Below are 22,146 nucleotides of genomic sequence, written 5' to 3'. Positions count from 1 at the left end.
GGAGTCCCAGGCCGGTGGGCTGCATTCGGTCAGGTAAAAAATCCAGTTGTGACACGGGTGCATTGACCCTGTCACAACATCAGCGCATACTTTTCCTCATGGAGCCACAGAAGTCCACAAAAGCGGTCAGCAGTGCTGCCCACTGAGCGGCACGCGCGGATCGGTGAGGCGCTCCGGGCCTCCCGGGTCGTCAGCACGGACGATCTCGCGCGCGAGCTGGGCGTGTCGGCGGAGACGATCCGCCGCGACCTCGTGCTGCTCGAACGCCGGGGCATGCTGGCGCGCGTCCACGGAGGGGCGACGATCGCGCTCGGGCAGGCCGCGGGCGAGGAGGCTCCGTTCGCCGAGCGCACCGGGACCGCCGCGGAGGCCAAGAGCCGCATCGGGCGTGCCGCGGCGGGGCTGGCGCGTCCCGGCCAGACGGTCGTGATCGACGTGGGGACCACCGCCGTGCAGGTCGCCCGGGCCCTGCCGCTGGACTTCTCCGGGATCGTCGCCACGTGCTCCCTGCTGGTCGCCGCGGAGCTGTCCGAGCGGCCGGGCGTCGAGGTCCTGGTCTGCGGGGGCAGGCTCAGGGCCGGGGATCTCGCGCTCTCGAACTCGCTCGCCCAGGCGTTCTTCGCCGACCTGAACCCGGACGTCGCCTTCCTCGGCTCCGGCGGCGTCGACGCGGTGGCCGGGCTGACCGACTACTACCTGGACGAGATCGCGACGCGGAGGATCATCCTCAGGAACGCGACGCGCTCGTACGTGCTCGCCGATTCGAGCAAGTTCGGGCTGGTCGCCCGGCACCGGGTCGCCGGCCTGGGGGAGGTCGCCGGGCTCGTCACCGAGGCCGAACCGCCGTCCGCCGTCCGGGACGCCGTCACCCGCGAGGGAGGGGTGATCGTCCTGCCGTGACCGCCCCCCGTCGACCATGAAGCTCTCCGGCAGCGATCAAGCGAGCCGGGCGGCGCGGCAACGCCACCCGGCTCGGATCACCACACCGATGCGCCATCTGACAGGAAACACAGGAGCTGGTAATCCATGACCCATTATTCACCCCCCGCCGGGGGAGATCGCGAAACCGGCGGGAACGTCGAGGAGTTCGGCTACCGGCAGGCGATGCAGCGCGGCACCGGGCGTTTCGCCTCGTTCGCGGTGGCGTTCGCCTTCGTCTCGATCGCCACCGGCATCTTCACCACGTACGGCGCGGTGCTGAACAGCTCGGGGCCGGCCGGTATCTGGACCTGGCCGATCGTGATCATCGGGCAGCTCGCCGTCGCGTTCATCTTCGGCTCGCTGGCCGCGCGCATCCCGGTGACCGGGTACTCCTACCAGTGGATGTCCCGGCTGGCGAACCCCGTCCTCGGCTGGATCATCGGCTGGATCTCGTTCACGTTCCTGGCGATCGTGGTCGTGGCCGTGGACTACACGATCGCCTCCACCGTCATGCCCGTGCTCCTGGGGTACGAGGGAACGCCGCTGAACGCCTGGGTGATCACCAGCGTGGTCATCCTGTCCCAGGCCGTCCTGGTGGCCTTCTCCACGAAGTGGACCGAGCGGGTCAACAACTTCGCCGTGACGGCCGAGCTCATCGGCATGATCGCCCTCGTCCTGCTGCTGCTGGGCGTCGGCTTCGTCGCCAAGGAGGTCGACTTCGCGAACCTGTTCAGTACCGGTGCCGTCCCCTCCGAGAACTACCTCGGCTTCGGCACGCTCACCTCGGCCGGGCCGTGGATGCTGGGGTTCCTGCTCGGCGCGTTCACGATCGTCGGCTTCGAGTCGGCGGCCAACCTCGCCGAGGAGACCAAGGACCCCGCCCGCGTCGTCCCCCGCGCCATGTGGCAGGCGGTGCTCGCCTCCGGGGTGCTCGGCTTCCTGTTCCTGGTCGCGGTCACCCTGCTCGCCGGTGACCCGGTCGAGCTGGCGAAGTCCGGGACGCCGGTGGCGGACGTGATCAGCCGGGTGCTCGGCCCCGTCGTGGGCACGGCCCTGCTCGTGCTCGTGGTGATCGCGATCTTCGCCTGCGGGATGGTGATCCTGATGACCGGGGTGCGCCTGGTCTGGGCGATGTCCCGCGACCGGCGGTTCCCCGGCTGGCAGGCCCTGAGCCAGGTCTCGCCGCGCTTCGGCACGCCGCTGAAGGCCACCGTGTTCATGTTCGTCGTCGGCGAGCTGATCCTGGCGGTCTTCTCCACCCGGACCGACGCCCTCTTCGGGCTGTTCGCCGCCGCCACCCTGCTGCCGGCGATCATCTACACCGGGACCGTCGTCATGTACGTGGTCAAGCGCAGGACGCTGCCGCCGAGCAAGGGCTTCGACCTGGGACGGTGGGAGATCCCGGTGATCGTCGTCGCCCTGGTCTGGCTCGTGTTCGAGCTGCTGCTGTTCCGTGACGCCTCGTTCGTGGAACCGTGGATCTACGTCCTCATCATGCTCGCCCTGGGGGCCGCGTACCTGGCCTACCTGCTCGCCACCAAGGGCGTCAGGGGCCTGGCGATGCCGGACATGCACTCCATCGACGCGGCGCTGACCGCCGACACGACCGGCACCGCGACCGGGACCGGCACCGCGACCGCGAACGGGACCGGGGGCGTCCGGGACGGGCGCGCAGAGGGGAGACACCAGCGGTGACCACCGTACTGGCGATAGACCAGGGCACCTCCGCCACCAAGGCGATCGTCGTCGACGCCGGCGGCGAGGTGCTGGGCCTCGCCGAGCTGCCGGTCCGCCCCGCCTACCTGCCGGGGGGCGGGGTCGAGCAGGACCCGCGGGAACTGCTCGGCTCGGTCCTCGACGCCGGCCGCCAGGCCGTCGCGCGGGCCGGGGTGCCGGTCGACGCCGTCACGCTGGCCAACCAGGGCGAGACCGTGCTGGCCTGGGACCCGGCGACGGGCACCCCCCTGTCCCCCGCCGTCGTCTGGCAGGACCGCAGGTCGGAGGGCATCTGCGCGGAGCTGGGCGGGTCCGCGGAGCACGTGGCCGCCACCACGGGCCTGGTCCTCGACCCGTACTTCTCCGCGCCGAAGATGGCCTGGCTGCGCCGGAACGTGACCCGGGAGGGGGTGGTGACCACCTCCGACTCCTGGATCCTCCACCACCTGACCGGGGAGTTCGTCACCGACGTCGCCACGGCGAGCCGGTCGCTGGTCACCCGGCTCGACGACGGCGAGTGGGACTCCGGGCTGCTGGAGCTGTTCGGCCTCGGCACCGAGCGCCTGCCGCGGATCGTCTCCTCCGACGAGGTGGCCGGCCACACCTCCGCGTTCGGCGGGCACGTCCCCGTCGCCGGGCTGGTGGTCGACCAGCAGGCGGCGTTGCTCGCCGAGAACTGCCTGCGGGCCGGCGAGGCCAAGTGCACCTTCGGCACCGGCGCGTTCCTGCTGGCCAACACGGGCGCCTCGGCCGCGCGCTCCACCGCCGGGCTGGCCGCCTCGATCGCCTGGCGGGTCCGGGGCGAGACCTCGTACTGCTTCGACGGCCAGGTCTACACGGCCGCCTCGGCCGTGCGGTGGCTGCAGGACCTCGGCTTCGTCACCGCCGCCGCGGACCTGGACACGGTCGCGGCCGGCGACGCCGAGGGGGTGCTGTGCGTCCCGGCGCTGGCGGGCCTGGCCGCCCCGTGGTGGCGTCCCGACGCCAGGGCCTCCTTCTCCGGGATGACCCTCTCCACCGGCCCGGGACATCTCGTGCTGGCCGTCCTGCAGGGGATCGCGGCCCAGGTCGCCGAGCTGGGCGACCTGGTCGCCGCCGACCTCGGACGGCCGCTGACCCGGCTGCGGGTGGACGGCGGGCTCACCCGGAGCCGGGTCCTCATGCAGGCGGTCGCCGACCTGATGCGGATCCGGATCGACGTCTACCCCTCCCAGCACGCCACCCCGATGGGCGCGGTGGCACTGGCCCGCACCGCGCTCGACCCGTCGCTCTCCCTGCGGGACGCGGTGAACGCGTGGGAGCCCAGCACGACCTACGAACCCCGATGGTCCGCGGACCGGGCGGCGGATTTCCGCTCCCGCTGGAGGGACGCCGTCGCCACCGCCCTGACCCAGGAGGCAAGCCAGTGAACGACACCACGGGCAAGATCACAGGTACGCCCACCGCCACGGACACCACCGTGTTCGACGTGGTGGTGATCGGCGCCGGCATCGTCGGCTCGGCCGTCGCCAGGAAGCTGGCGTCCTACGAGCTGAGCGTCGCGCTGCTGGACGCGCGGGACGACGTCGGTGACGGCACGAGCAAGGCGAACACCGCCATCCTGCACACCGGCTTCGACGCCACGCCCGGCACGCTCGAGTCCCGGCTGGTCCGCGAGGGGTACCACCTGCTGTCGGACTACGCGGAGCGGACCGGCATCCCCGTGGAGCGCACCGGGGCCGTGCTGGTGGCCTGGACCGACGAGGAGCTCGGCGCGCTGCCGGGCCTGCGGGAGAAGGCGGAGCGGAACGGCTACGACAGGACGGAGATCATCGACTCCGCCGAGGTGTACCGGCAGCTCCCCCACCTCGGCGAGGGGGTCCTGGGGGGCCTCACCGTCCCCGACGAGTCCATCGTCTGCACCTGGACCACCAACCTCGCCCTGGCCACGGACGCCGTCGGCCGCGGGGTGACGCTGCTGCTGAACCGGGCGGTCCGCTCGGCCGAGGACCTCGGCGGCACGACCGTGCTGCGCACCTCCGGCGGGGACGTGAGCACCCGCTGGGTCGTCAACGCGGCCGGGCTCGGCGCCGACGTCGTCGACCGGCTGTTCGGCCACGACCGCTTCACCGTCACGCCGCGGCGCGGCGAGCTGGTCGTGTACGACAAGCTCGCCCGGCCGCTGGTCAGCAAGATCATCCTTCCGGTGCCCAGCTCCCGGGGCAAGGGCGTGCTGATCAGCCCCACCGTCTACGGCAACGTGCTGCTCGGCCCCACCGCCGAGGACCTCACCGACCGCACCGACACCGGGACCTCGGAGAAGGGGCTGGAGTTCCTGATGGCCAAGGGCGAGAAGCTGATGCCCGACCTGTTGCGGGAGGAGGTCACCGCGACCTACGCCGGGCTGCGCGCGGCGAGCGACCACCCGGACTACCTCATCGAGGCCGACTCCGAGCGGCGCTACGTCCTGGTCGGCGGGATCCGCTCGACCGGCCTGACCGCCGGGATCGCCATCGCCGAGTACGTCGCCGACCTGGCCCGCGACGCCGGGCTGGCGCTCGTGCCCCGCGAGGACCTGCCGGAGCCGCCCCGCATGCCCAACCTCGGGGAGGCGTACCCGCGCCCGTACCAGGACGCCGCCCGGATCGCCGCCGACCCCGCGTACGGCAAGGTGGTCTGCTTCTGCGAGCGGGTGACCGCGGGCGAGATCCGCGACGCCTTCCGCTCCCCGATCCCGCCGACCGGCCTGGAGGGGCTTCGCCGCCGCACCCGGGCGATGAACGGGCGCTGCCAGGGGTTCTACTGCGGCGCCGAGATCGGCGGGCTGCTGGAACGCCGGGGCGAGATCCGCGACGGCGGGGACGAGAGTACCGGCGGACACCCCCGCGTACCGCTGGAGGCCCGGCGATGACGTCCACCGACCTGACCGGCGTCACCGTCCTGACCCCCTCCGTCGTCATCGTCGGCGGCGGACCGGCCGGGCTGAGCGCCGCCCGCGAGCTCGCGCCGAGGGTCGACGGCGACGTGCTCGTCCTGGACCGGGAGAACACGGCCGGGGGCATCCCCCGCCACAGTGACCACCCCGGCTACGGGATCAGGGACATGCGGCGCTTCATGAGCGGGCCCGCCTACGCCAGGAGGCTCGTGCGGGAGGCCGAGGCCGCCGGGGCGACGATCCTGACGGAGGCCACCGTGACGAACTGGGCCGGTGACCGCACGATCGAGGCCACCACCCCGCAGGGCCGCATCCGGGTCGAGGCGCGGGCCGTCGTCCTGGCCACCGGCGCCCGCGAGCGCCCGCGCCCGGCCCGCCTCATCCCCGGGGACCGCGCCCACGGCGTCTACACCACCGGCCACCTGCAGAACCTCGTCCACCTGCGGCACGGCAGGGTCGGCCGCAGGGCCGTCGTCGTCGGGGCGGAGCTCGTCAGCTGGTCGGCCGCGCTGACGCTGCGCGAGGCCGGTTGCCGGACCGTCCTGATGACCACCGAGTACCCGCGGGCCGACTCCTACGCCCTGTTCAGCGTCCCCGGCAGGATCCTGTTCCGGACCCGGGTCGCCACCCGCACCCGCGTGACGAGGGTCATCGGCCGGCCGGAGCTCGAAGCGGTCGAGATCGAGAACATCGACACCGGCGCGAGACGGGTCGTCGCGTGCGACACGCTCGTCCTCACCGGCGGCTGGATCCCCGACCACGAGCTGGTGCGCGCCGCGGGGATCACCCTGGACCCCGGCACGAACGGACCCCTGGTCGACGGCGCCATGCGGACCGAACGGCCCGGGGTGTTCGCCGCGGGCAACCTGCTCCACCCGGTCGACACGGCCGACATCGCGGCGATCGACGGTGCCCACGTGGCCCGCTCGGTCGTCGCCTGGCTGGACGGCGTGACCCCACCGGCCGAGCAGGTGCGGCTCCTCGCCGACGCGCCCTTCCGCTGGGTGTCGCCGGAGGTCTTCCGCCCCCGGGACCCCGCCCCCGCCCGCGACCGGCTCCTGCTGTGGAGCGACCGCTACATCCCCTTCCCCCGGATCGTCCTGCGGCAGGGGGGAAGGGTCGTCGCCCGCAGGCGGGTGTGGTGGCCCGCGGCCCCCGGCCGGGTGTTCCGCGTCCCGGCGGGCATCCTGTCCGCGGTCGACCCCGACGACGGTCCCGTGCACATCGGCGTGGACTCCTGACGCCCACGGTATTTATGCCGCCTTGAACGTTCGCCGGGCCCTTCTGGCACGACACCCGTTTAGCGTGATCACCAGGGGCGGGGAGGTGGGCGTGCGACGGTACTGGTCGCTGCGGAGTCGGATGGCCGTGTGGTGCGGTGCCGTGATGGCGCTGGTGTCCGGGGGCTTCTGCGCGCTCACCCTGACGAACGCCCATCACCACGTCACCGAGGACCGGAGAGGCCGGATCCTGGCGACGCAGCTGGGGGTGGCCCCCCTCATCCCGGCCGACCGGCGGCTGCCGGCCGTGCTCCCCGGCGCGGGGATGCCGATCCTGCAGGTGGTGGATCCCCGGGGACGGGTCGTCTCGGCGAGCAGGGAGCTGGCCGGCAGGGCGCGCATCGCCTCCTTCCTGCCGCCGGAGGACAGCAGGTACGCGGACCGGACCGTCTGCGACGCGCCGGGCCTGGCCGGGACGTGCATGATCCTGGTGGCCCTGCGGGTGCCCGAGGCCGGGGGGGAATGGATCGTCTACGGCGCCGACCACGCCGTCCCCTGGTACACCGACCTCAGGCTGCTGGCCGCCCTGCTGGCCGGTTCGGCCCTCCTGACCGGGCTCAGCGCGTTCGGCGCCTACCGCGCCGTCGCGAGCTCCCTCGACCCGGTGGAGGCGATCTGCGCGGAACTGGCCGAGATCACCGCGACCGACCTGGGCCGCCGGGTCCCCGTTCCCGCGTCCCCCGACGAGATCCAGAAGCTGGCGCGGACCGTGAACCAGACCCTGGACCGGCTGGAGGCCGCCGTGGAGCGGGAGCGGCGCTTCGCCGCCGACGCCTCGCACGACCTGCGCAGCCCCATCACCGCCATGCGCGTCCAGGTGGAGGAGGCGCTGCTGCACCCGCGGGAGACCGACTGGCCCGCGGTCTCGGCGGCCCTGCTCGCCGATCTCCACCGGCTGCAGGCCATCGTCACCGACCTGCTCACGCTCGCCCGCCTCGACGCGGACCTCGGTGGTGCCGACGGCACCGGGGACGGCACGGACCTGGGCGAGCTGGTCGCCTCCGAGCTCACCCACCGCGGCCACCGGACGCGGATCACGGCGGACCTCGCGCCCGGCCTGACGGTCACCGGGGACCGGCTCCAGCTCACCCGGCTGCTCGGCAACCTGCTGGACAACGCCGAGCGGCACGCCGCCCACGCGGTGACGGTCTCGGTCCGCGGCGAGGGCTCCGACGCCCTGCTGGAGGTGAGCGACGACGGCCCCGGGATCCCCGCCGACCAGCGGGAGGTCGTGTTCCAGCGCTTCACCCGGCTGGACTCGGCCCGCAGCAAGGACGAGGGCGGCACGGGACTGGGCCTGGCGATCGCCAGGGGGATCGCCGAGCAGCACGGCGGGACGCTGACCGTCGAGGACTCCGAGCGGGGCGCGCGGTTCGTGGCGAGGCTCCCCCTCCGCGCCGCCGAGGAGGCGGGGCGGCGTCCCCTTCCGTGAGCCGAGGGGGTCAACAGGTGCGCGGGACCACCAGGCCGGACTCGTAGGCGAGGACCACGAGCTGGGCGCGGTCACGGGCGTGCAGCTTGGTCATGGCCCGGTTGACGTGGGTCTTCGCGGTCAGCGAGCTGATCACCATGCGGTCGGCGATCTGGTCGTTGGACAGGCCCTGGGCGACCAGGGCGACGGCCTCGCGTTCGCGGTTGGTCAGCTCCTTCAGCCCGGTGCCGGTGCCGGTGTGGAGCGGCCGGCTGACGTACCGGTCGATCAGCCTGCGGGTGATCGACGGTGCGAGCAGCGCGTCGCCGCGCGCGGCGACGCGCACGGCGTGCAGGAAGTCCTCCGGCAGGATGTCCTTGACGAGGAACCCGGCCGCGCCGGCGCGCAGCGCGTCGAAGACGTGCTCGTCCAGGCCGTAGTTGGTCAGGATGACGACGTGCACCCCGGCCAGGGCCGGGTCCGCGGCGATGCGCCGGGTCGCCTCGATGCCGTCGACGACCGGCATCGAGATGTCGATGAGCGCGATGTCGGGCAGGTACCGCCCGGCCAGCTCCACGCCCTCCCCGCCGTCGGCGGCCTCGGCCACCACCTCGATGTCGTCCTCGAGGTCGAGGAGCGCGCGGAACCCGCTGCGGATGAGCGCCTGGTCGTCGACCAGCAGGACGCGGATCACGACGTCCGGCCCACGGGAAGCTCGGCGTGGACGGTGAAGCCGCCCTCGCTGCGCGGTGCCGCGCGCAGCCGTCCGCCCAGGGCGGTGACCCGTTCGCGCATCCCGAGCAGCCCGACGCCGGGCACCGGCACGCTGCCGGCCGCGGCCTCGCCGTCGTCGTCGACCCGTACGACCAGGGTGTCGGGACGGTAGTCGATGCGGACCGACGCCGTGGCCGCGGCGGCGTGACGGGCGACGTTGGTCAGCGACTCCTGGACGATCCGGTAGACGGTGCGGTCCACCGCGGCCGGTACGTCGTGCCGCTGTCCCTCGATCGTCAGCTTCGCGTCCAGGCCGGTCGTCCGGGCCCGTTCCACCAGCTCGGCGACGTGGTCGAGGCCGCGCGGCGGGGTCGTGTCGTCGTCGCGCAGCGCCTCCAGGGTCGCCCGCAGCTCCCGGGCCGCCTCGCGACCGGCCTCCCGGATCGCCAGCAGGGCCTCGGGCACCTGTTCCCCCCGCTTGCGGGCCACGTGGACGGCGACCTCGGCCTGCACCTTGATGATCGAGATCTGGTGGGTGAGGGAGTCGTGCAGCTCCCGCGCGATGTGCAGCCGCTCCTCGTCGGCGCGGCGCCGCGCGGTCTCCTCCCGGGTGCGCTCGGCCTCGTCCGCCCGCCGCTCGGCCTGGCGCAGCGCCTCCCCCGCGGCCCCGGCCGCGATCAGCCAGGCCAGCTCCAGGGCGCCCCGGGCCTGGGCGAACGCCTCACCGGTGTCGTGCAGGCCCGAGGCCATGGCCGCGAGGGGCAGAACGGCCAGCATGGCCACGCTCGCCGCCACCGTGACGGCGCGGTGTCCCGCCCGCACGGCCGCGTACACCGCGAACAGGTACGCGACCGCGGGCACGTCGAAACCGGCCGCCTGGTACCCCGCCGCGCACAGCCCGGTGACGGCCAGGACGGCGACCGGCGCCCGGCGGCGCGCGGCCAGCGCCAGGCCCCCGACCGTCAGCAGCGCGTGGCCGAGCAGGTCCGGGTGGGTTCCGGGGTGCCGTGCGGACAGCCCGGTGAACAGCAGCGTCGCCGCCACGCCGACGGCGACCACCCAGTCCGTGACGCCCGCCCGGAGACCGGGCCGTCCTGTGCTCATGGGCGCACCCTAACCGGATGTGCGCCCGGGCGACTCCCGCGCACGGACGAGGGCCCGCCTACCGCGGCCGTGGTAGGCGCCCGGATCCTGCGGCGCCCGCGGTGGCCGGGGTCCGCCGCCGGTGGCAGCGCGAGGTGTCCGCGCCCGGGGGACGACCCGGGGCCGGTCCGGTGGACATGATCGGACGACGTCCATCCGCAGGGAGAAGGAGTACCCATGCCCGTCCGTCATCTGCTCGCCGCCGCCGTCGCGGCCGTCCTGCTCGCGGGTGTCGCTCTCGCCGCACCGGCGGCCGCGCACGCCCTGGTCCAGCCGGAGCCCGTCGGGTCGTACACCCTGACCGCCGGGCGGGCCTGGTCCATGGTGGGAGGGGTACTGGGGCTGGCCGGCGCGGTCGTCGGCGGGCTGGCCCTGGCCCGCTCCACCGGCCGGATCGGCAACGGCGACGGCAGGAGGGGGGCGATCGTGGCCCTGGTGGCCGGGGCGGCCGGCGTGGTCGTCGGCGGGCTGGTCGTGGCCGCCGCCGAAGGGGGTCCCGGGACCGGCTACGGGATCGTCGGGGGCTACATATCGCTGGTGGTCGGGCTGGTCGCCACGGCCCTGGGCGGGCTGGTCCTGGCCCGCTCCCGCCGCTCGTCCGCGTCCTCCGGCCGCGGCGCCTGACCGCGCCGCCCGGTCCCGCCCCTGCTCCCGCGTCGCCGGCACGATCGCGTCGCCGACACGGTCACGCCGCGGGCGGGACGGGCCGGGAGCGGGGCGGGCCGTGCTCAGTCGTCGAGCAGCCGCCACGCGGTGAGGGCGAGCCTGGCCCGCACCAGCCCGGTGGGCTCGGTGAGGTCGAGGCCCAGCTCCCTCCCGAGCTGCTCGACGCGGCGGGCGACGCTGCTGTGGTGCAGGTGGAGAAGGTCGGCGGCCCGGCGCAGGGAGCCGGTCTCGCAGTAGGCCTCCAGGGTCTCCAGGTCCTCCGGGTTCGCGGCCGTCCGGGCGATCGCGGCCACGTCGGCGTTGCCCCGCGCGGCCTCCCGGGGCACCTGCGCGAGCAGGGCCATCGCGCCCAGGTCGTCGTAGGGGACGACCGGTCTGCGCGGGGTGGTGAAGCGCAGGGCGGTGCGGGCCTCCCGCCACGACCGGTCGGGGCTCTCGGCGGCGCCGATGCCCGCGCGTACGCCCTCGGGGAAGCGGGCCGGGTCCACGGTGGTGGCCAGCAGGACGCCCGTGCCGGCGATCGACGCCGCCTTCACCAGGCGGGCCGGGCAGACCAGGCCGCCGATCCGGTCGAGCGGGAGCGGCGACCGTACGGCGACGACGCGGACCGGCAGATCGGCGGCGAATCCCAGCAGCCGCAACGCGCGGGCCCTGGCGGCCTCGTCCCCCCCGGAGCTGATCACCAGCTCGATCAGGGCGGGATCGGCCATGGTGGTACGGGCCGGGCCGTACCGCTCGACGACCGCCGCCGAGGCGATGGCGAGCCGGTCCAGCAGCAGGTCGTCGAGCGGGTTGGGCGGGCCGGGGCGTTCCAGCCACACCGTGCCGATCTCCTCCTCGTCGAGCGTGACCGGCGCCGCGCTGGACGCGGGGGACGCCGGGGCGGGGGCCTGCCCGCCGTCGGACGAGGCGCGGATCACCCGTCCCGTGCCGTGGAGCCGGATCCCGGCCACGCACTCGGCCAGCACCGCCGAGGCGCGGGCCAGCGCGGGCAGGTCCACCCGCCTGCGCATCAGGGTGTCGTAGAACATGATCACCCGGATCGCTCCCCCGGCCTGCGAGTCCAGGTGCGACAGCCGTACGGCCAGTGCCTCCATGCCAGGAGCATAGGACCGCGCGGGCGGCGGGGTGAGCGCCGATCGGCGCGCGAGCGGGGCGGGATGCCCGACGGATGGCGGGTGCCCCGGGGGGTGACGGCCGTGAGGATGGTCGGCATGGATCCCGAACTCGATGCCTTCGTCCCGCTGTTCCCTTCGACCGACCTGTCCGACCCGGTCTCGGCCCGCGCGAACTTCGCCGGGCTCGCCACCGCGATGCCCGTACCGGACACCTCGAACATGGAGATCGAGGACCGCACGGTACCCGCGGACCCGGACGTGGCCGTGCGGATCTACCGCCCGCACCCGGCGCAGGGCGCGATCGTCTGGATGCACGGCGGCGGGTTCGTCATGGGCGACCTGGACACCGAGCACCCGTGGGCCACACGGCTGGCGGAGGCCTCCGGCGCGGTGGTGATCTCGGTGGACTACCGCCTGGCCCCCGAGAACCCGTTCCCGGCCGCCCTCGACGACGTCCACGCCGTGCTGACCTGGACGGCCCGGCACGCGGCCGAGCTCGGCGTCGACCCCGAGCGGATCGCGGTCGGGGGCCACAGCGCCGGTGCGGGCCTCGCGGCCGCGGTGGCGTTGCGGGCGCGGGACCTGCAGGGGCCGCCGATCTGTTTCCAGCTGCTCAACCAGCCCGGTCTCGACGACCGCCAGCAGACGTGGTCGGCGCGCAACTTCACCGACACGCCCTGGATGAACAGGAACAAGACCACCCAGCTGTGGGGGCACTACCTGGGCTCCACCCCCGCCTCGCCGTACGCCGCCCCGGCGCGGGCGACCGACCTGTCCGGCCTGCCGCCCGCCTACGTCGCCTCCGCGGAGTTCTGCCCGAACCGCGACGAGGACATCGACTACGCGCTGCGCATGCTGCAGGCGGGCGTGTCGGTCGAGCTGCACCAGTGGCCCGGCACCTTCCACGGGTCGCAGGCGATCCTGTCCGCCGAGGTGTCGCAGCGGCAGATCGCCGAGCTCGGCGCCGCCCTGCGCCGGGCCCTGGCGAGGTGACGGCGAGATCGACGAGGACGGGAGAGACATGACCACCACCGACCTCGCCGAGGCGAGGGAGCGGCCCGCACCACCACCGGACGCCGGCCCCGAGGCGGGACGGGACGCCGCGGGGCTGCTGCGCCCCCACCTGCGGGGCTTCGCCACCGTCGTGGTCCTTCAGGTCGTCGGCGCCCTCGCGGGCCTGGCGCCGCTGCTGGCCGTCGTCGAGCTGGGCCGCGTCCTGCTGTCGCCCGGCCCCGTCGACCACGGTCATGTCCGGACGGTCGTCGTCGCGGGCGCGGCCGGCCTGTTCGTCCGGCTGCTGTTCACGGCCGCCTCTTCCGGGCTCGGGCACCTCCTCGACGGCCGGGTGCAGCTGGCGCTCCGCCGAAGGCTGGCGGCGCGGCTGGGGCGCGTGCCGATCGGCTGGTTCTCCCGGCGCCGGACCGGCGAGCTGGCGAAGGTGGTGGGCGAGGACGTCGGCGCCGTGCACCCGTTCATCGCCCACGCCCCCGGCGAGCTCGTCTCCGCGTTCGTGGTGCCGCTGGTGTCGCTGGTCTACCTGTTCACCGTCGACGTGCGGCTGACACTGATCACGCTGGTCCCGGTGGTGACGGCGGTGGCGCTGGTCCCCCTGCTGATGCTCCCCGCCCGGCAGCGCGAGCAGGAGGAGTTCGACGCGGCCATGGGACGGATCGCCGGCTCCGTGATCGAGTTCGTGCAGGGCATCGCGGTGGTCAAGGCGTTCGGCGGGTCCGAGCGCGCCCACCGCAGGTTCCTGGTGGCCACCGACGACTTCGTGGCCGTCTTCTCCCGGTGGGTGCGCGGCATGTCCCTGGTCGCCGCGGGAATGCAGCTGGCCCTGTCGCCGCCGTTCGTGCTGCTGGTCGTGCTGACCGGCGGCGCGGTCCTGATCACCTCCGGCGGCCTGGCCCCGGCCGGCCTGCTGCCCTTCCTGTTGCTCGGGCCGGCCCTGACCGCTCCGGTGGCGGCCCTGGGGCACGGCTTCGACGACCTGCAGGCCGCCCGGCGCGCGGTCGGGCGGATCAGGGAGGTGCTCGAAGTGGCACCGCTTCCCGAACCCGGGCGTCCGGCCGTGCCACGGGGACACCGGGTGGAGCTGCGCGGCGTCCGGTTCGGCTACCAGGACGGCCACGAGGTGCTGCGCGGCGTCGACCTGGTGCTCGAACCGGGCACGGTCACCGCGATCGTGGGACCGTCGGGAAGCGGGAAGTCCACGCTGGTCCGGCTGCTGCCGCGCTTCTTCGACCCGACCGGCGGCTCGGTCGTCCTGGGCGGTGCCGACCTGCGCGAGATCGACGAGCGGGAGCTGTACCGGACGGTCTCCTTCGTCTTCCAGGACGTCCGCCTGCTGCGCGCGTCGGTCGCGGACAACATCGCGCTGGCGGTGCCGCACGCCGGCCGCGAGGACGTGATCCGCGCCGCCCGGCTGGCGAACGTCCACGACCGGATCCTGGAGCTGCCGCGCGGGTACGAGACGGTGATCGGCGAGGAGGCCCGGCTGTCGGGCGGCGAGGCGCAGCGCGTCGCGCTCGCCCGCGCCCTGCTCGCCGACGCGCCCGTCCTGGTGCTCGACGAGGCGACCGCCTTCGCCGACCCGCGGACCGAGCAGGCGGTGCGCCGGGCCCTGACGACGCTGGGCGGCGACCGGACGGTCCTGGTCATCGCCCACCGCCTGGAGACGGTCGCCGGCGCCGATGTCGTGGCGGTGCTGGAGAACGGGACGATCGTCGAGCAGGGCAGGCCCGCCGAACTGCTGGAACGGGACGGAAGGTTCGCCGCGTTCTGGCGGTCGCATCAGGCGGCGGTCGGCGACGAGGCCGAGGCCCACGCCGGCGCACCGCGAGGAGGCGGGTCCCGATGATCCGAATGCTGCTCCGCGTGCTGGGGCGGGAGTACGCCCGCGCGATGCGCCGCACCATCGTCCTGATGACGGTGACCGCGGTCGTCGAGGGCCTGTCGTACGCCTTGCTGGTCCCGGTGCTGCGGGCGCTGCTCGGGGACCGTCCCGGCGACGCCCGGCCGTGGCTGGTCGCGTTCGGGGCGGCGGTCGCGCTCTACGCGGTGCTGCGCTACGTCAGCGACGTGTCCGGGATGCGGGTCGGGACCACGATGTTGCGCGGCATGTACCACCGGCTCGGCGAGCACCTGGCCCGGCTGCCCATCGGCTGGTACGGCGCCGACCGGGTCGGCGAGGTCTCCGTCATGGCCGGCCGCGGGCTCCTGCAGGCGATGGGCGTGGCGGCGCACCTGCTGGGACCGTTCGTCTCCGCCCTGGTGACCCCGCTGACGATCGTCGCGGTGATGCTCGCCTACGACCGGCGGCTGGGGCTGGCCGCGCTGGCCGCCGTACCCGTCGTGGCGGTGATCCAGGTCTGGACGGCGCGCTCGACGGCCGCCGCCGACGCCGAGCGCCACGAGCGCGACACGGAGGCCGCCGGGCGGGTCGTCGAGTTCCTCCAGGCCCAGCCGGTGCTGCGCGCCGGCGGCCGGACCGGCGAGCGCTTCGCGCTGCTCGACGACTCACTGCGGGACGTCCGGCGCGCGTCGCGCCGTACCGTGCTGGCGGTGCTGCCCGGCGCGGTGGGCCTGACGCTCACGGTGCAGGCGGTCTTCACCGCGCTGCTGGCCCTGGGCGCCTACCTCGCGCTCGGCGGGAGCATCGGCGCGGCCGAGCTCCTGACGATCCTGGTGCTCGCCGCCCGCTGCGCCGACCCGCTGCTGTCGCTGTCGGACATCGGCGGCAGGCTCCGCGCCGCGCGGTCGGAGCTGGACAGGCTGGACGCGGTGCTGAGCACCGAGCCGCTGCCGGAGGCCCGCGAGCCGATCCGGCCGGCACGCCACGACCTGGAGTTCGCGTCCGTCGTCTTCCGGCACGGCGACCGCACGGTGATCGACGACGTGTCGCTGTCCGTGCCCGAGGGGCGGCGGCTCGCCGTCGTCGGGCCGTCGGGCAGCGGCAAGACCACGTTGCTGCAGCTGATCGCGCGGTTCCACGACGCGGACGCGGGCGCGGTGCGCATGGGAGGCGTGGACGTACGCGTGATCGACCCGCGGGTGCTGATGGCGCGGATCGCCATCGTCTTCCAGGACGTCTACCTCTTCGACGGCACGATCGAGGAGAACGTCCGCCTGGGCCGTCCCGGCGCCGGTGAGGCCGAGGTCCGGGCGGCGGCGACCGCGGCACGGCTGGACGAGGTGATCGAGCGGCTGCCCGGCGGATGGGCGGCGAACGTCGGCGAGGGCGGCGCGCTGCTGTCGGGAGGTGAGCGCCAGCGCGTCTCGATCGCGCGGGCGCTGCTGAAGGACGCGCCCGTCGTGCTGCTGGACGAGGTGACCTCGGCCCTGGACCCGGTGAACGAGGCGGCCGTCCACGCGGGGATCGAGCGCCTGATGGCGGGCCGGACGGTGGTGATGGTGGCGCATCGGATGCGGACCGTACGGCGCGCCGATCACGTCGTCTTCCTGGACGGCGGCCGGATCGTGGAGGAGGGCGGCCACGACGAGCTGCTGCGCCGCGGCGGCCGTTACGCCGACTTCTGGGACATCTCCATGACACCGGCGGGCGGATGAGCCGGCACGCCGCGGGCGGGGGCGCCGTGGGCGAGGGCGGGGACACCGTCTCCGGCCCTCCCCCGCGGTCGCGGGGCCGGAGGTCGTGAGGGCCCCGGCGGGCGGAACGCGCGCGTCCAGGCCTGATCAGCGTGCCCGGTCCGTCGTGGTCCCGCCCGGTTCGGCGACGAGGCCGGGCCTGCGGCCGTGGGGGTCGCCCGAGCGCCTGGTGTCCACGTTGGCGGTCATGGCCGCGAGGATGCCGGGCAGCTCCGCCACCGTCCCGGCGGGCAGGCCGGTCACGGTCTCCTCGGCCAGGACGCACCACATCCGCTTGACCTGCCCGGCCAGCGCCCTGCCGCTGTCGGTGAGCTCGACGATGCTGGCGCGCCTGTCGGTGGGGGCGGGCCTGCGGCGGATGTGACCGGACGCCTCCAGCTTGCGGGTCATGAGCGTGACGCTGGGCGGCTCGCAGCCGAGCGCCTCGCTGAGCTGGGCCTGGATCATCGCGCCGTTGCGGTCGAGTTCGAGCAGGAGCGCCTCCTGGCCGGGGTGCAGGCCCAGCGGGGCCAGCATCGTCGCGGCCCTGGCCCGGTGGCGCAGGCTCAGCAGGCGGACGGCCTGGTTGATGGCGTCTGCGTGCTCGAAGTCCATGGGCTCTCCTTGACGGAATTAGTTACGTGCATAATATTATGCGCGTAACTAATTCTACAGGACCCGTCAGGAGTCTGATATGACCAAGAAGAAGATGTCATGACCGGTACCGCGACCCGGCGGGCCGGAGCCCACGCGGGCCCCGCGTGGCTGGTCCTGTCGCTGGTGTGCGCCTGCCAGTTCATGGTGATCCTGGACGCGTCCATCATGAACGTCGCCCTGCCCTCGGTCCGCCGGGACCTCGGCTTCACCTCCACCGGCCTGGCCTGGGTGGTGAACGGCTACCTGCTCACCTTCGCCGGCTTCATGCTGCTCGGCGGCCGCGCCGCCGACCTGTTCGGCCATCGGCGGATGCTGGTCGCGGGGCTGGCCGTGTTCTCCGCGGCGAGCCTGGCCGGTGGCCTGGCGAGCACGCCGGAGGTCCTGGTGGCGGCCCGTCTCGCCCAGGGCGTGGGGGCCGCGATGCTGGCCCCGTCGACCCTGGCCGTGATCAACACCGGTTTCACCGGGGAGGGCGCGCGCGCCCGGGCGTTCGGCGCGTGGTCCGCCTCGGGAGGCGTGGGCGGGATGGCCGGCGCGATCGCGGGCGGGGCCATCACGACCGGCCTGTCGTGGCGGTGGGTCTTCCTGATCAACGTGCCGATCGGCGCGGTGCTGATCGCGGTGGCCGTGGCGTCGCTGGCCGGCGCGCGGGCCGGCCGGCGCGAACCGCTCGACCTCGCCGGCGCGGTCACCGGGACGGCCGGGCTGGCCGCGCTGATCTACGGGGTCATGCAGGGCGCCGACCACGGCTGGGCGTCCCCGCCGGTCGTCGTGCCGACCGTGGCGGGCCTGCTCCTGCTCGCCGTCTTCGTCGTGGTGGAGGCGCGTTTCGCCGCCCGGCCGATGATGCCCCCGCGGCTGTTCGCGATCCGCCGGGTGGCCGTCGGCAACGGCATGCTGCTGCTGTTCGGGGGGATCGCCATGGCGATGTGGTACTTCACGTCGCTGTTCATGCAGAACGTCCTCGGCTACACCGCGCTCCAGGCCGGCCTCGGCCAGACGCCCGCGGCGGTGGCGTTCGTGGTGATCGCGCGGTCGGCGTCCTCGCTGCTGCCGAGGACCGGCGCGCGTCCCCTGGTGGCGGCCGGCTGCGCCTGCTTCGTGGCGGGTTTCGGCTGGCTCGCCCAGGCCCACGTCGGCACCGGATACGTCACGGGCGTGCTCGGGCCCACGCTGCTCGTCGCGGCCGGTATCGGGCTGACCTTCCCCACCCTCATGGCCGTGGCGACCTCGGGCGTTCCCGAGGGCGACGCCGGGATCGCCGGCGGCCTGGCCAACACCTCCGCCCAGGTGGGCGGGGCGGTGGGCCTGGCGGTGCTCGCCACGGCCGCCGGTGCCAGGGCCGCGATGGAGGCCGACGGGAGTTCCCCGGCCGCCCTGGCCGCCGGTTACGACCTGGTCTTCCTCCTGGCCGCCGGGTTCGGCCTGGCCGTCGCGCTGGCCGGCCTGCTGCTGCCCCGGGACCGCCGCCCCTGACCACGACGGCCCGCGGCGACCTGCGGCGACCTGCGGCGCGGCGTACGGGAGCCTCACCGGGGTGCCGGTGCGGGGGTCAGGGCCCCGTCGTGAAGGTGATCTGGCCCGGCAGGGCGCTCAGGAGGATCAGGACCCCCGCTATCCCGACCATCCAGCGCACAGTCGAGCGCGACCCGGAGGAGAGCCTGTCGCGCCACCGTTCGAACCGTTCACGCATCCGTTCGCCCAGGACGGCCCACACGAGCAGGAGCAGGAGGCCCGGGAGCACCATGATGGTCACGTACGCGCCGAGGAGCGGTGCCCACTGGGCGGCGGACAGGCCGGCCGAGGTCATGATGCCGATCGCGGCGAAGTACGGCACGGCGGTGGCGAACTCGAACAGCCAGGTCCCCAGCCCCAGCAGCAGCATCGCGCGCACGGTGAAGGACCGCTCCTGCCGGGCGGCCGCGCGTTCGGGGTCCTCGTCGGAGACGAAGTAGCTTCCCACGATGAGCGCCACACCGAAGGCGCCCTGCACCCAGGCCCACACGGTGTCGTCGACGAGCGGCACGACGGCGCCCAGGCCGAGCATGAGCAGGACGCCCAGGACGCCCAGGACGAAGTACGCGACCGCCACCGACGCCAGGTACACGCCGAGCAGCGCGACCAGGCGGCGTGGCCTGGACAGGAGCAGGTAGAGCGTGACCCCGATCACGGTGGGGCTGAGCGTGTCGAGCACGGCGAGCCCGAGCACCGCCCCGATCGTCTCGATCGACGAACTCGTCTCCTCACGAGAGCCGGAAAGCCGTGACGACACGCCCGTGTCGACGAAGGTCCTGTACGCGCGCCGGGCACCCGGCGTCACGGCTCCGGTGATCCGGCGGGATCCGCCGCCGGGACGTCGAGGAGGGACAGGAACGCCGCGGCCGCGGGAGAGGGGGGATGGCGGCTCCAGATGAGGTGCTCCATGCGGGCGGGGGCGTCGCGCACCCGCAGGACGGGCAGGTCCGGGAGTTCGGGGACGAAGGCCGCGGGCAGCATCCCGATGCCCAGTCCCTGACGGATCAGGCGGGCCATGAAGTCCATGTTCGTCACCTCGAAGGCGACCTCGCGCAGGACCCCGGCCGCCGCGAACGCCTCGTCCGTCTGGATCCGCGCGGCGGTGCCCGGGGGGAAGTCGACGAACGGCTCGTCCGACAGCTCGCGCAGGTCCACGCGTGCCCTGCCCGCAAGCGGGTGGCCGGGCGCCACGGCGGCCACGAGCTCGCCGCGCGCCAGCTCGTGGCCGCTGACGCCCCTGGGCCGTACGCCCACCGGCAGCCCCAGGAACGCGGCGTCCAGGGTGCCCTGCCGCACCCCCTCGATCAGCTCCTCGCTGGCGCCCGAACGGAGGCTGATCCGCACCTGCCGGTGCAGCAGGTGGAAGCGCTTCAGCGCGGTCGGGAGATCGACCGCCGCGACGGTGGGGATGGCGCCGACGGCGAGCCGTCCCCGGATCTCCCCGGTGGCGGCCGCCACCTCGGCGCGGGCCCGTTCGGCGGCCTCGAGGGCCTGGCGGGCCGCGGGCAGGAACGCCGCGCCGGCGGGGGTCAGCCGGACGCGGCGGCTGGTGCGCTCGAACAGCTTGGCGCCCAGCTCGCGTTCCAGGCGGGCGATCTGGTGGCTCAGCGCGGACTGGACGACCAGGCACCGCTCGGCGGCGCGCGTGAAGTTGCTCGTCTCCGCGACGGCGACGACGTAGCGCATCTGCTGAAGCTCCATGGATCAATCGTGACGCGCGATCGGTCCGATGACAAACATGCGTTGGACTCATCGATCTTCCCTGGCCCAGGCTGGGGGCATGACGGCGACGACATCTCGTACCGGAAGCGGCCTGTCGCGCGGGCTGCTCCTGCTCATGTCGGTGGCGACCGGGTCTGCGGTCGCCGGGAACTACTTCGCGCAGCCGCTGCTCGACCTGATCGGCCGGGAGCTGGGGATCGGCCCCTCCCGGGCGGCGCTGGTGGTGACGGCCGCCCAGGGCGGGTACGCGCTGGGGCTGATCCTGCTCGTGCCGCTCGGTGACCTGATGGAGCGACGGCGGCTGGCGGTGTCGCTCTACGCGGCGACCGCGGTGTTCCTGCTGGTGTCGGCCACCGCCGCCGACGGCACGGTGCTCCTGGCCTCCACCGCCCTGACCGCGCTGACCTCGGTGGGGGCGCAGGTGGTGGTGCCGTTCGCGGCGACGCTGGCGGCCCCGGCCGAGCGCGGCCGGGTGGTCGGCACGGTGATGACCGGGCTGATGCTCGGCCTGCTGCTGGCGCGTACCGCCTCCGGCGCGTTGTCTGAGCTGGGCGGGTGGCGGACGGTCTACTGGGTGCACGCGGCCCTGATGGCGCTGATGGCCGTGCTGCTGCGGGTCTTCCTGCCCCGGCTCGGCGGGGACGGCGGGCGCCTGTCCTACCCGGCGCTGCTGCGCTCGACGGTCGCGATGTTCCGGTACGAGCCGCTGCTGCGCTGGCGGGCGGGGATCGGCGCACTGAGCCTCGCCTCGTTCAGCGTGCTGTGGACGGCGCTGACCTTCCTGCTGGCGGGCCCGCCCTACGGCTGGCCGGAGTCGGCCATCGGCCTGGTCGGCCTGGTCGGCGTCGTGGGCGCGCTGACCGCCACGGTGGCGGGGCGGCTGGCCGACCGCGGGCACGTCCAGACCGTGACCGGCGCCGGGACGGTCCTGCTGCTGGCGTCGTGGCCGGCGATCGCCGCGGGGGCGCACGGGCTGGTCTGGCTGCTCGCCGGCGTGCTCGTGCTGGACCTGGCGCACCAGGCGGTGCTCAACAGCAGCCAGAACGTCCTCTACGCGCTGCGGCCCGAGGCCCGCAACCGGATCAACTCGGCCTTCATGACCTGCCTGTTCCTCGGCGGCGCGGCGGGTTCCGCGCTGACGTCGCTGGCCTGGGTCAGCGGCGGCTGGACCGGCGTGTGCGTCCTGGGCGCCGTCCTGTCGGCCGGGACCGTCGTGCTCTGGGTCCTGGAGCGCGTCACCGGCCGCCGGTGCTCCTCCCGTTCCCCGCGCTCCCCCCGCCCCTCCGATTCCCCCGATTCCTCCGATTCCTGAAGGAGAACGAGCGTGTCACGTACCGTACTGATCACCGGGGCCACCGGGACCGTGTCCACCGCGCTGACGAACGCGCTGCGGGGGACCGGCGTGAAGCTCCGCGCCCTCGTCCGCGACCGGCCCGGGGCGGACGGCCCGGGCGGGCAGGACCCCAGGGTCGCCGGGCTCGCCGGGCTCGCCGAGGTCGCCGAGGTCGTCGCCGGTGACCTCGACGACGCCCGGTCGCTGCCGCCCGCCTTCGAGGGCGTGCAGGACCTGTGGCTGCTCACCCCGAACGGCCCGCGCGCCCCGGAGAACAACATGAACGCCCTCTGGGCCGCGCGCCAGGCCGGGGTGGAGCGGGGGGGGGGGGGGGGGGGGGGGGGGGGGGGGGGGGAGGGGGGGAAGAGGGAGGGGGGGGGGGGGGGGGGGTGGGGGGGGGGGGGGGAGGGGGGGGGGGGGGGGGGGGGGGGGGGGGGGGGGGGGGGCGT

At 74.4% G+C, this 22,146-nt stretch carries 19 protein-coding genes (1 of these 19 cut by a window edge); 13 read left to right on the top strand and 6 right to left on the bottom strand.

What is annotated here, in order from left to right:
• Nucleotides 1-78 precede the first annotated feature (78 nt).
• The 6 genes from ACZ6RT_RS22640 (at nt 79) to ACZ6RT_RS22615 (ending at nt 8,263) form a co-directional block, all read left to right on the top strand.
• On the top strand, nt 79-900 hold the full coding sequence (locus tag ACZ6RT_RS22640; protein WP_470156040.1) for a DeoR/GlpR family DNA-binding transcription regulator: 822 nt from the start codon (nt 79-81) through the stop codon (nt 898-900).
• 126 nt (nt 901-1,026) lie between these two features.
• Nucleotides 1,027-2,616: an amino acid permease gene (locus tag ACZ6RT_RS22635; RefSeq protein ID WP_470155862.1), complete on the top strand. Its 1,590-nt coding sequence runs from the start codon at nt 1,027-1,029 to the stop codon at nt 2,614-2,616.
• Complete coding sequence (locus ACZ6RT_RS22630; RefSeq protein ID WP_470155860.1) at nt 2,613-4,046, top strand: FGGY family carbohydrate kinase; 1,434 nt, start codon at nt 2,613-2,615, stop codon at nt 4,044-4,046. Before ACZ6RT_RS22635 ends, ACZ6RT_RS22630 begins: the two co-directional genes overlap by 4 nt.
• Nucleotides 4,043-5,527, top strand: coding sequence for an FAD-dependent oxidoreductase (locus ACZ6RT_RS22625; protein WP_470155859.1), 1,485 nt, complete (start codon nt 4,043-4,045; stop codon nt 5,525-5,527). Before ACZ6RT_RS22630 ends, ACZ6RT_RS22625 begins: the two co-directional genes overlap by 4 nt.
• On the top strand, nt 5,524-6,792 hold the full coding sequence (locus tag ACZ6RT_RS22620) for an NAD(P)/FAD-dependent oxidoreductase (RefSeq protein ID WP_470155858.1): 1,269 nt from the start codon (nt 5,524-5,526) through the stop codon (nt 6,790-6,792). Before ACZ6RT_RS22625 ends, ACZ6RT_RS22620 begins: the two co-directional genes overlap by 4 nt.
• 91 nt (nt 6,793-6,883) lie before the next feature.
• Complete coding sequence (locus ACZ6RT_RS22615) at nt 6,884-8,263, top strand: sensor histidine kinase (RefSeq protein ID WP_470155857.1); 1,380 nt, start codon at nt 6,884-6,886, stop codon at nt 8,261-8,263.
• 10 nt (nt 8,264-8,273) lie between these two features.
• Here ACZ6RT_RS22615 and ACZ6RT_RS22610 read toward each other — a convergent pair whose 3' ends face one another.
• Together ACZ6RT_RS22610 and ACZ6RT_RS22605 are read right to left on the bottom strand one after the other, a co-directional pair.
• Nucleotides 8,274-8,936, bottom strand: coding sequence for a response regulator (locus ACZ6RT_RS22610; protein ID WP_399196666.1), 663 nt, complete (start codon nt 8,934-8,936; stop codon nt 8,274-8,276).
• Nucleotides 8,933-10,060, bottom strand: coding sequence for a sensor histidine kinase (locus tag ACZ6RT_RS22605; protein WP_470155855.1), 1,128 nt, complete (start codon nt 10,058-10,060; stop codon nt 8,933-8,935). The genes ACZ6RT_RS22610 and ACZ6RT_RS22605 overlap by 4 nt, the downstream gene beginning before the upstream one ends.
• 216 nt (nt 10,061-10,276) lie before the next feature.
• Here ACZ6RT_RS22605 and ACZ6RT_RS22600 point away from each other — a divergent pair, with 216 nt between their 5' ends.
• A complete protein-coding gene (locus tag ACZ6RT_RS22600) occupies nt 10,277-10,723 on the top strand; it encodes a DUF6223 family protein (RefSeq protein ID WP_470155853.1) in 447 nt (148 codons plus the stop codon).
• Between the two features lie 104 nt (nt 10,724-10,827).
• Here the strand turns inward: ACZ6RT_RS22600 and ACZ6RT_RS22595 are convergent, their stop codons facing one another.
• Nucleotides 10,828-11,862, bottom strand: a complete 1,035-nt coding sequence (locus tag ACZ6RT_RS22595; protein ID WP_470155851.1) for a PucR family transcriptional regulator — start codon at nt 11,860-11,862, stop codon at nt 10,828-10,830.
• A gap of 117 nt (nt 11,863-11,979) precedes the next feature.
• Here ACZ6RT_RS22595 and ACZ6RT_RS22590 point away from each other — a divergent pair, with 117 nt between their 5' ends.
• The 3 genes from ACZ6RT_RS22590 to ACZ6RT_RS22580 are packed head-to-tail and all read left to right on the top strand — an operon-like array spanning nt 11,980 to nt 16,452.
• Complete coding sequence (locus tag ACZ6RT_RS22590) at nt 11,980-12,876, top strand: alpha/beta hydrolase (RefSeq protein WP_470155849.1); 897 nt, start codon at nt 11,980-11,982, stop codon at nt 12,874-12,876.
• A 28-nt stretch (nt 12,877-12,904) separates the two neighbouring features.
• Nucleotides 12,905-14,743: an ABC transporter ATP-binding protein gene (locus ACZ6RT_RS22585; RefSeq protein WP_470155847.1), complete on the top strand. Its 1,839-nt coding sequence runs from the start codon at nt 12,905-12,907 to the stop codon at nt 14,741-14,743.
• Entirely contained in the window at nt 14,740-16,452 is a 1,713-nt protein-coding gene (locus tag ACZ6RT_RS22580; RefSeq protein ID WP_470155845.1) for an ABC transporter ATP-binding protein, read from the top strand. Before ACZ6RT_RS22585 ends, ACZ6RT_RS22580 begins: the two co-directional genes overlap by 4 nt.
• Before the next feature lie 126 nt (nt 16,453-16,578).
• On the opposite strand, the gene ACZ6RT_RS22575 is transcribed toward ACZ6RT_RS22580, so the two are convergent.
• On the bottom strand, nt 16,579-17,085 hold the full coding sequence (locus tag ACZ6RT_RS22575; protein WP_399196674.1) for a MarR family winged helix-turn-helix transcriptional regulator: 507 nt from the start codon (nt 17,083-17,085) through the stop codon (nt 16,579-16,581).
• A gap of 99 nt (nt 17,086-17,184) precedes the next feature.
• On the opposite strand from ACZ6RT_RS22575, the gene ACZ6RT_RS22570 reads away from it, so the two are divergent.
• The gene (locus ACZ6RT_RS22570) at nt 17,185-18,603 is read left to right on the top strand and encodes an MFS transporter (protein ID WP_470155843.1); all 1,419 of its coding nucleotides are present in this window, start codon (nt 17,185-17,187) and stop codon (nt 18,601-18,603) included.
• Nucleotides 18,604-18,679: 76 nt separating this feature from the next.
• Here the strand turns inward: ACZ6RT_RS22570 and ACZ6RT_RS22565 are convergent, their stop codons facing one another.
• Nucleotides 18,680-19,336: a GAP family protein gene (locus ACZ6RT_RS22565; RefSeq protein WP_470155841.1), complete on the bottom strand. Its 657-nt coding sequence runs from the start codon at nt 19,334-19,336 to the stop codon at nt 18,680-18,682.
• A 107-nt stretch (nt 19,337-19,443) separates the two neighbouring features.
• A complete protein-coding gene (locus ACZ6RT_RS22560; RefSeq protein WP_470155839.1) occupies nt 19,444-20,343 on the bottom strand; it encodes a LysR family transcriptional regulator in 900 nt (299 codons plus the stop codon).
• A 79-nt stretch (nt 20,344-20,422) separates the two neighbouring features.
• Between ACZ6RT_RS22560 and ACZ6RT_RS22555 the strand changes: the two genes are divergently transcribed.
• Both ACZ6RT_RS22555 and ACZ6RT_RS22550 read left to right on the top strand, forming a co-directional pair.
• A complete protein-coding gene (locus ACZ6RT_RS22555) occupies nt 20,423-21,676 on the top strand; it encodes an MFS transporter (RefSeq protein ID WP_470155838.1) in 1,254 nt (417 codons plus the stop codon).
• A gap of 12 nt (nt 21,677-21,688) precedes the next feature.
• On the top strand, nt 21,689-22,146 hold the 5' portion of the coding sequence (locus ACZ6RT_RS22550; protein WP_470155837.1) for an SDR family oxidoreductase. Its footprint extends 73 nt past the window's final position; only the first 458 of its 531 coding nucleotides appear in the window; its start codon is at nt 21,689-21,691; its stop codon lies beyond the right edge, outside the window.

The sequence above is a fragment of the Streptosporangium sp. NPDC050148 genome (assembly GCF_055586505.1).
The sequence above is the reverse complement of the archived record's forward strand: the minus strand, read 5'-3'. Positions and strand labels throughout refer to the sequence as shown.

Coding starts and splice junctions, on each gene's coding strand:
- ACZ6RT_RS22635 (WP_470155862.1), top strand. CDS start 1,027: ATGACCCATTATTCACCCCCCGCCGGGGGAGATCGCGAAACCGGCGGG.
- ACZ6RT_RS22620 (WP_470155858.1), top strand. CDS start 5,524: ATGACGTCCACCGACCTGACCGGCGTCACCGTCCTGACCCCCTCCGTC.
- ACZ6RT_RS22605 (WP_470155855.1), bottom strand. CDS start 10,060: ATGAGCACAGGACGGCCCGGTCTCCGGGCGGGCGTCACGGACTGGGTG.
- ACZ6RT_RS22600 (WP_470155853.1), top strand. CDS start 10,277: ATGCCCGTCCGTCATCTGCTCGCCGCCGCCGTCGCGGCCGTCCTGCTC.
- ACZ6RT_RS22595 (WP_470155851.1), bottom strand. CDS start 11,862: ATGGAGGCACTGGCCGTACGGCTGTCGCACCTGGACTCGCAGGCCGGG.
- ACZ6RT_RS22590 (WP_470155849.1), top strand. CDS start 11,980: ATGGATCCCGAACTCGATGCCTTCGTCCCGCTGTTCCCTTCGACCGAC.
- ACZ6RT_RS22585 (WP_470155847.1), top strand. CDS start 12,905: ATGACCACCACCGACCTCGCCGAGGCGAGGGAGCGGCCCGCACCACCA.
- ACZ6RT_RS22580 (WP_470155845.1), top strand. CDS start 14,740: ATGATCCGAATGCTGCTCCGCGTGCTGGGGCGGGAGTACGCCCGCGCG.
- ACZ6RT_RS22575 (WP_399196674.1), bottom strand. CDS start 17,085: ATGGACTTCGAGCACGCAGACGCCATCAACCAGGCCGTCCGCCTGCTG.
- ACZ6RT_RS22570 (WP_470155843.1), top strand. CDS start 17,185: ATGACCGGTACCGCGACCCGGCGGGCCGGAGCCCACGCGGGCCCCGCG.
- ACZ6RT_RS22560 (WP_470155839.1), bottom strand. CDS start 20,343: ATGGAGCTTCAGCAGATGCGCTACGTCGTCGCCGTCGCGGAGACGAGC.
- ACZ6RT_RS22555 (WP_470155838.1), top strand. CDS start 20,423: ATGACGGCGACGACATCTCGTACCGGAAGCGGCCTGTCGCGCGGGCTG.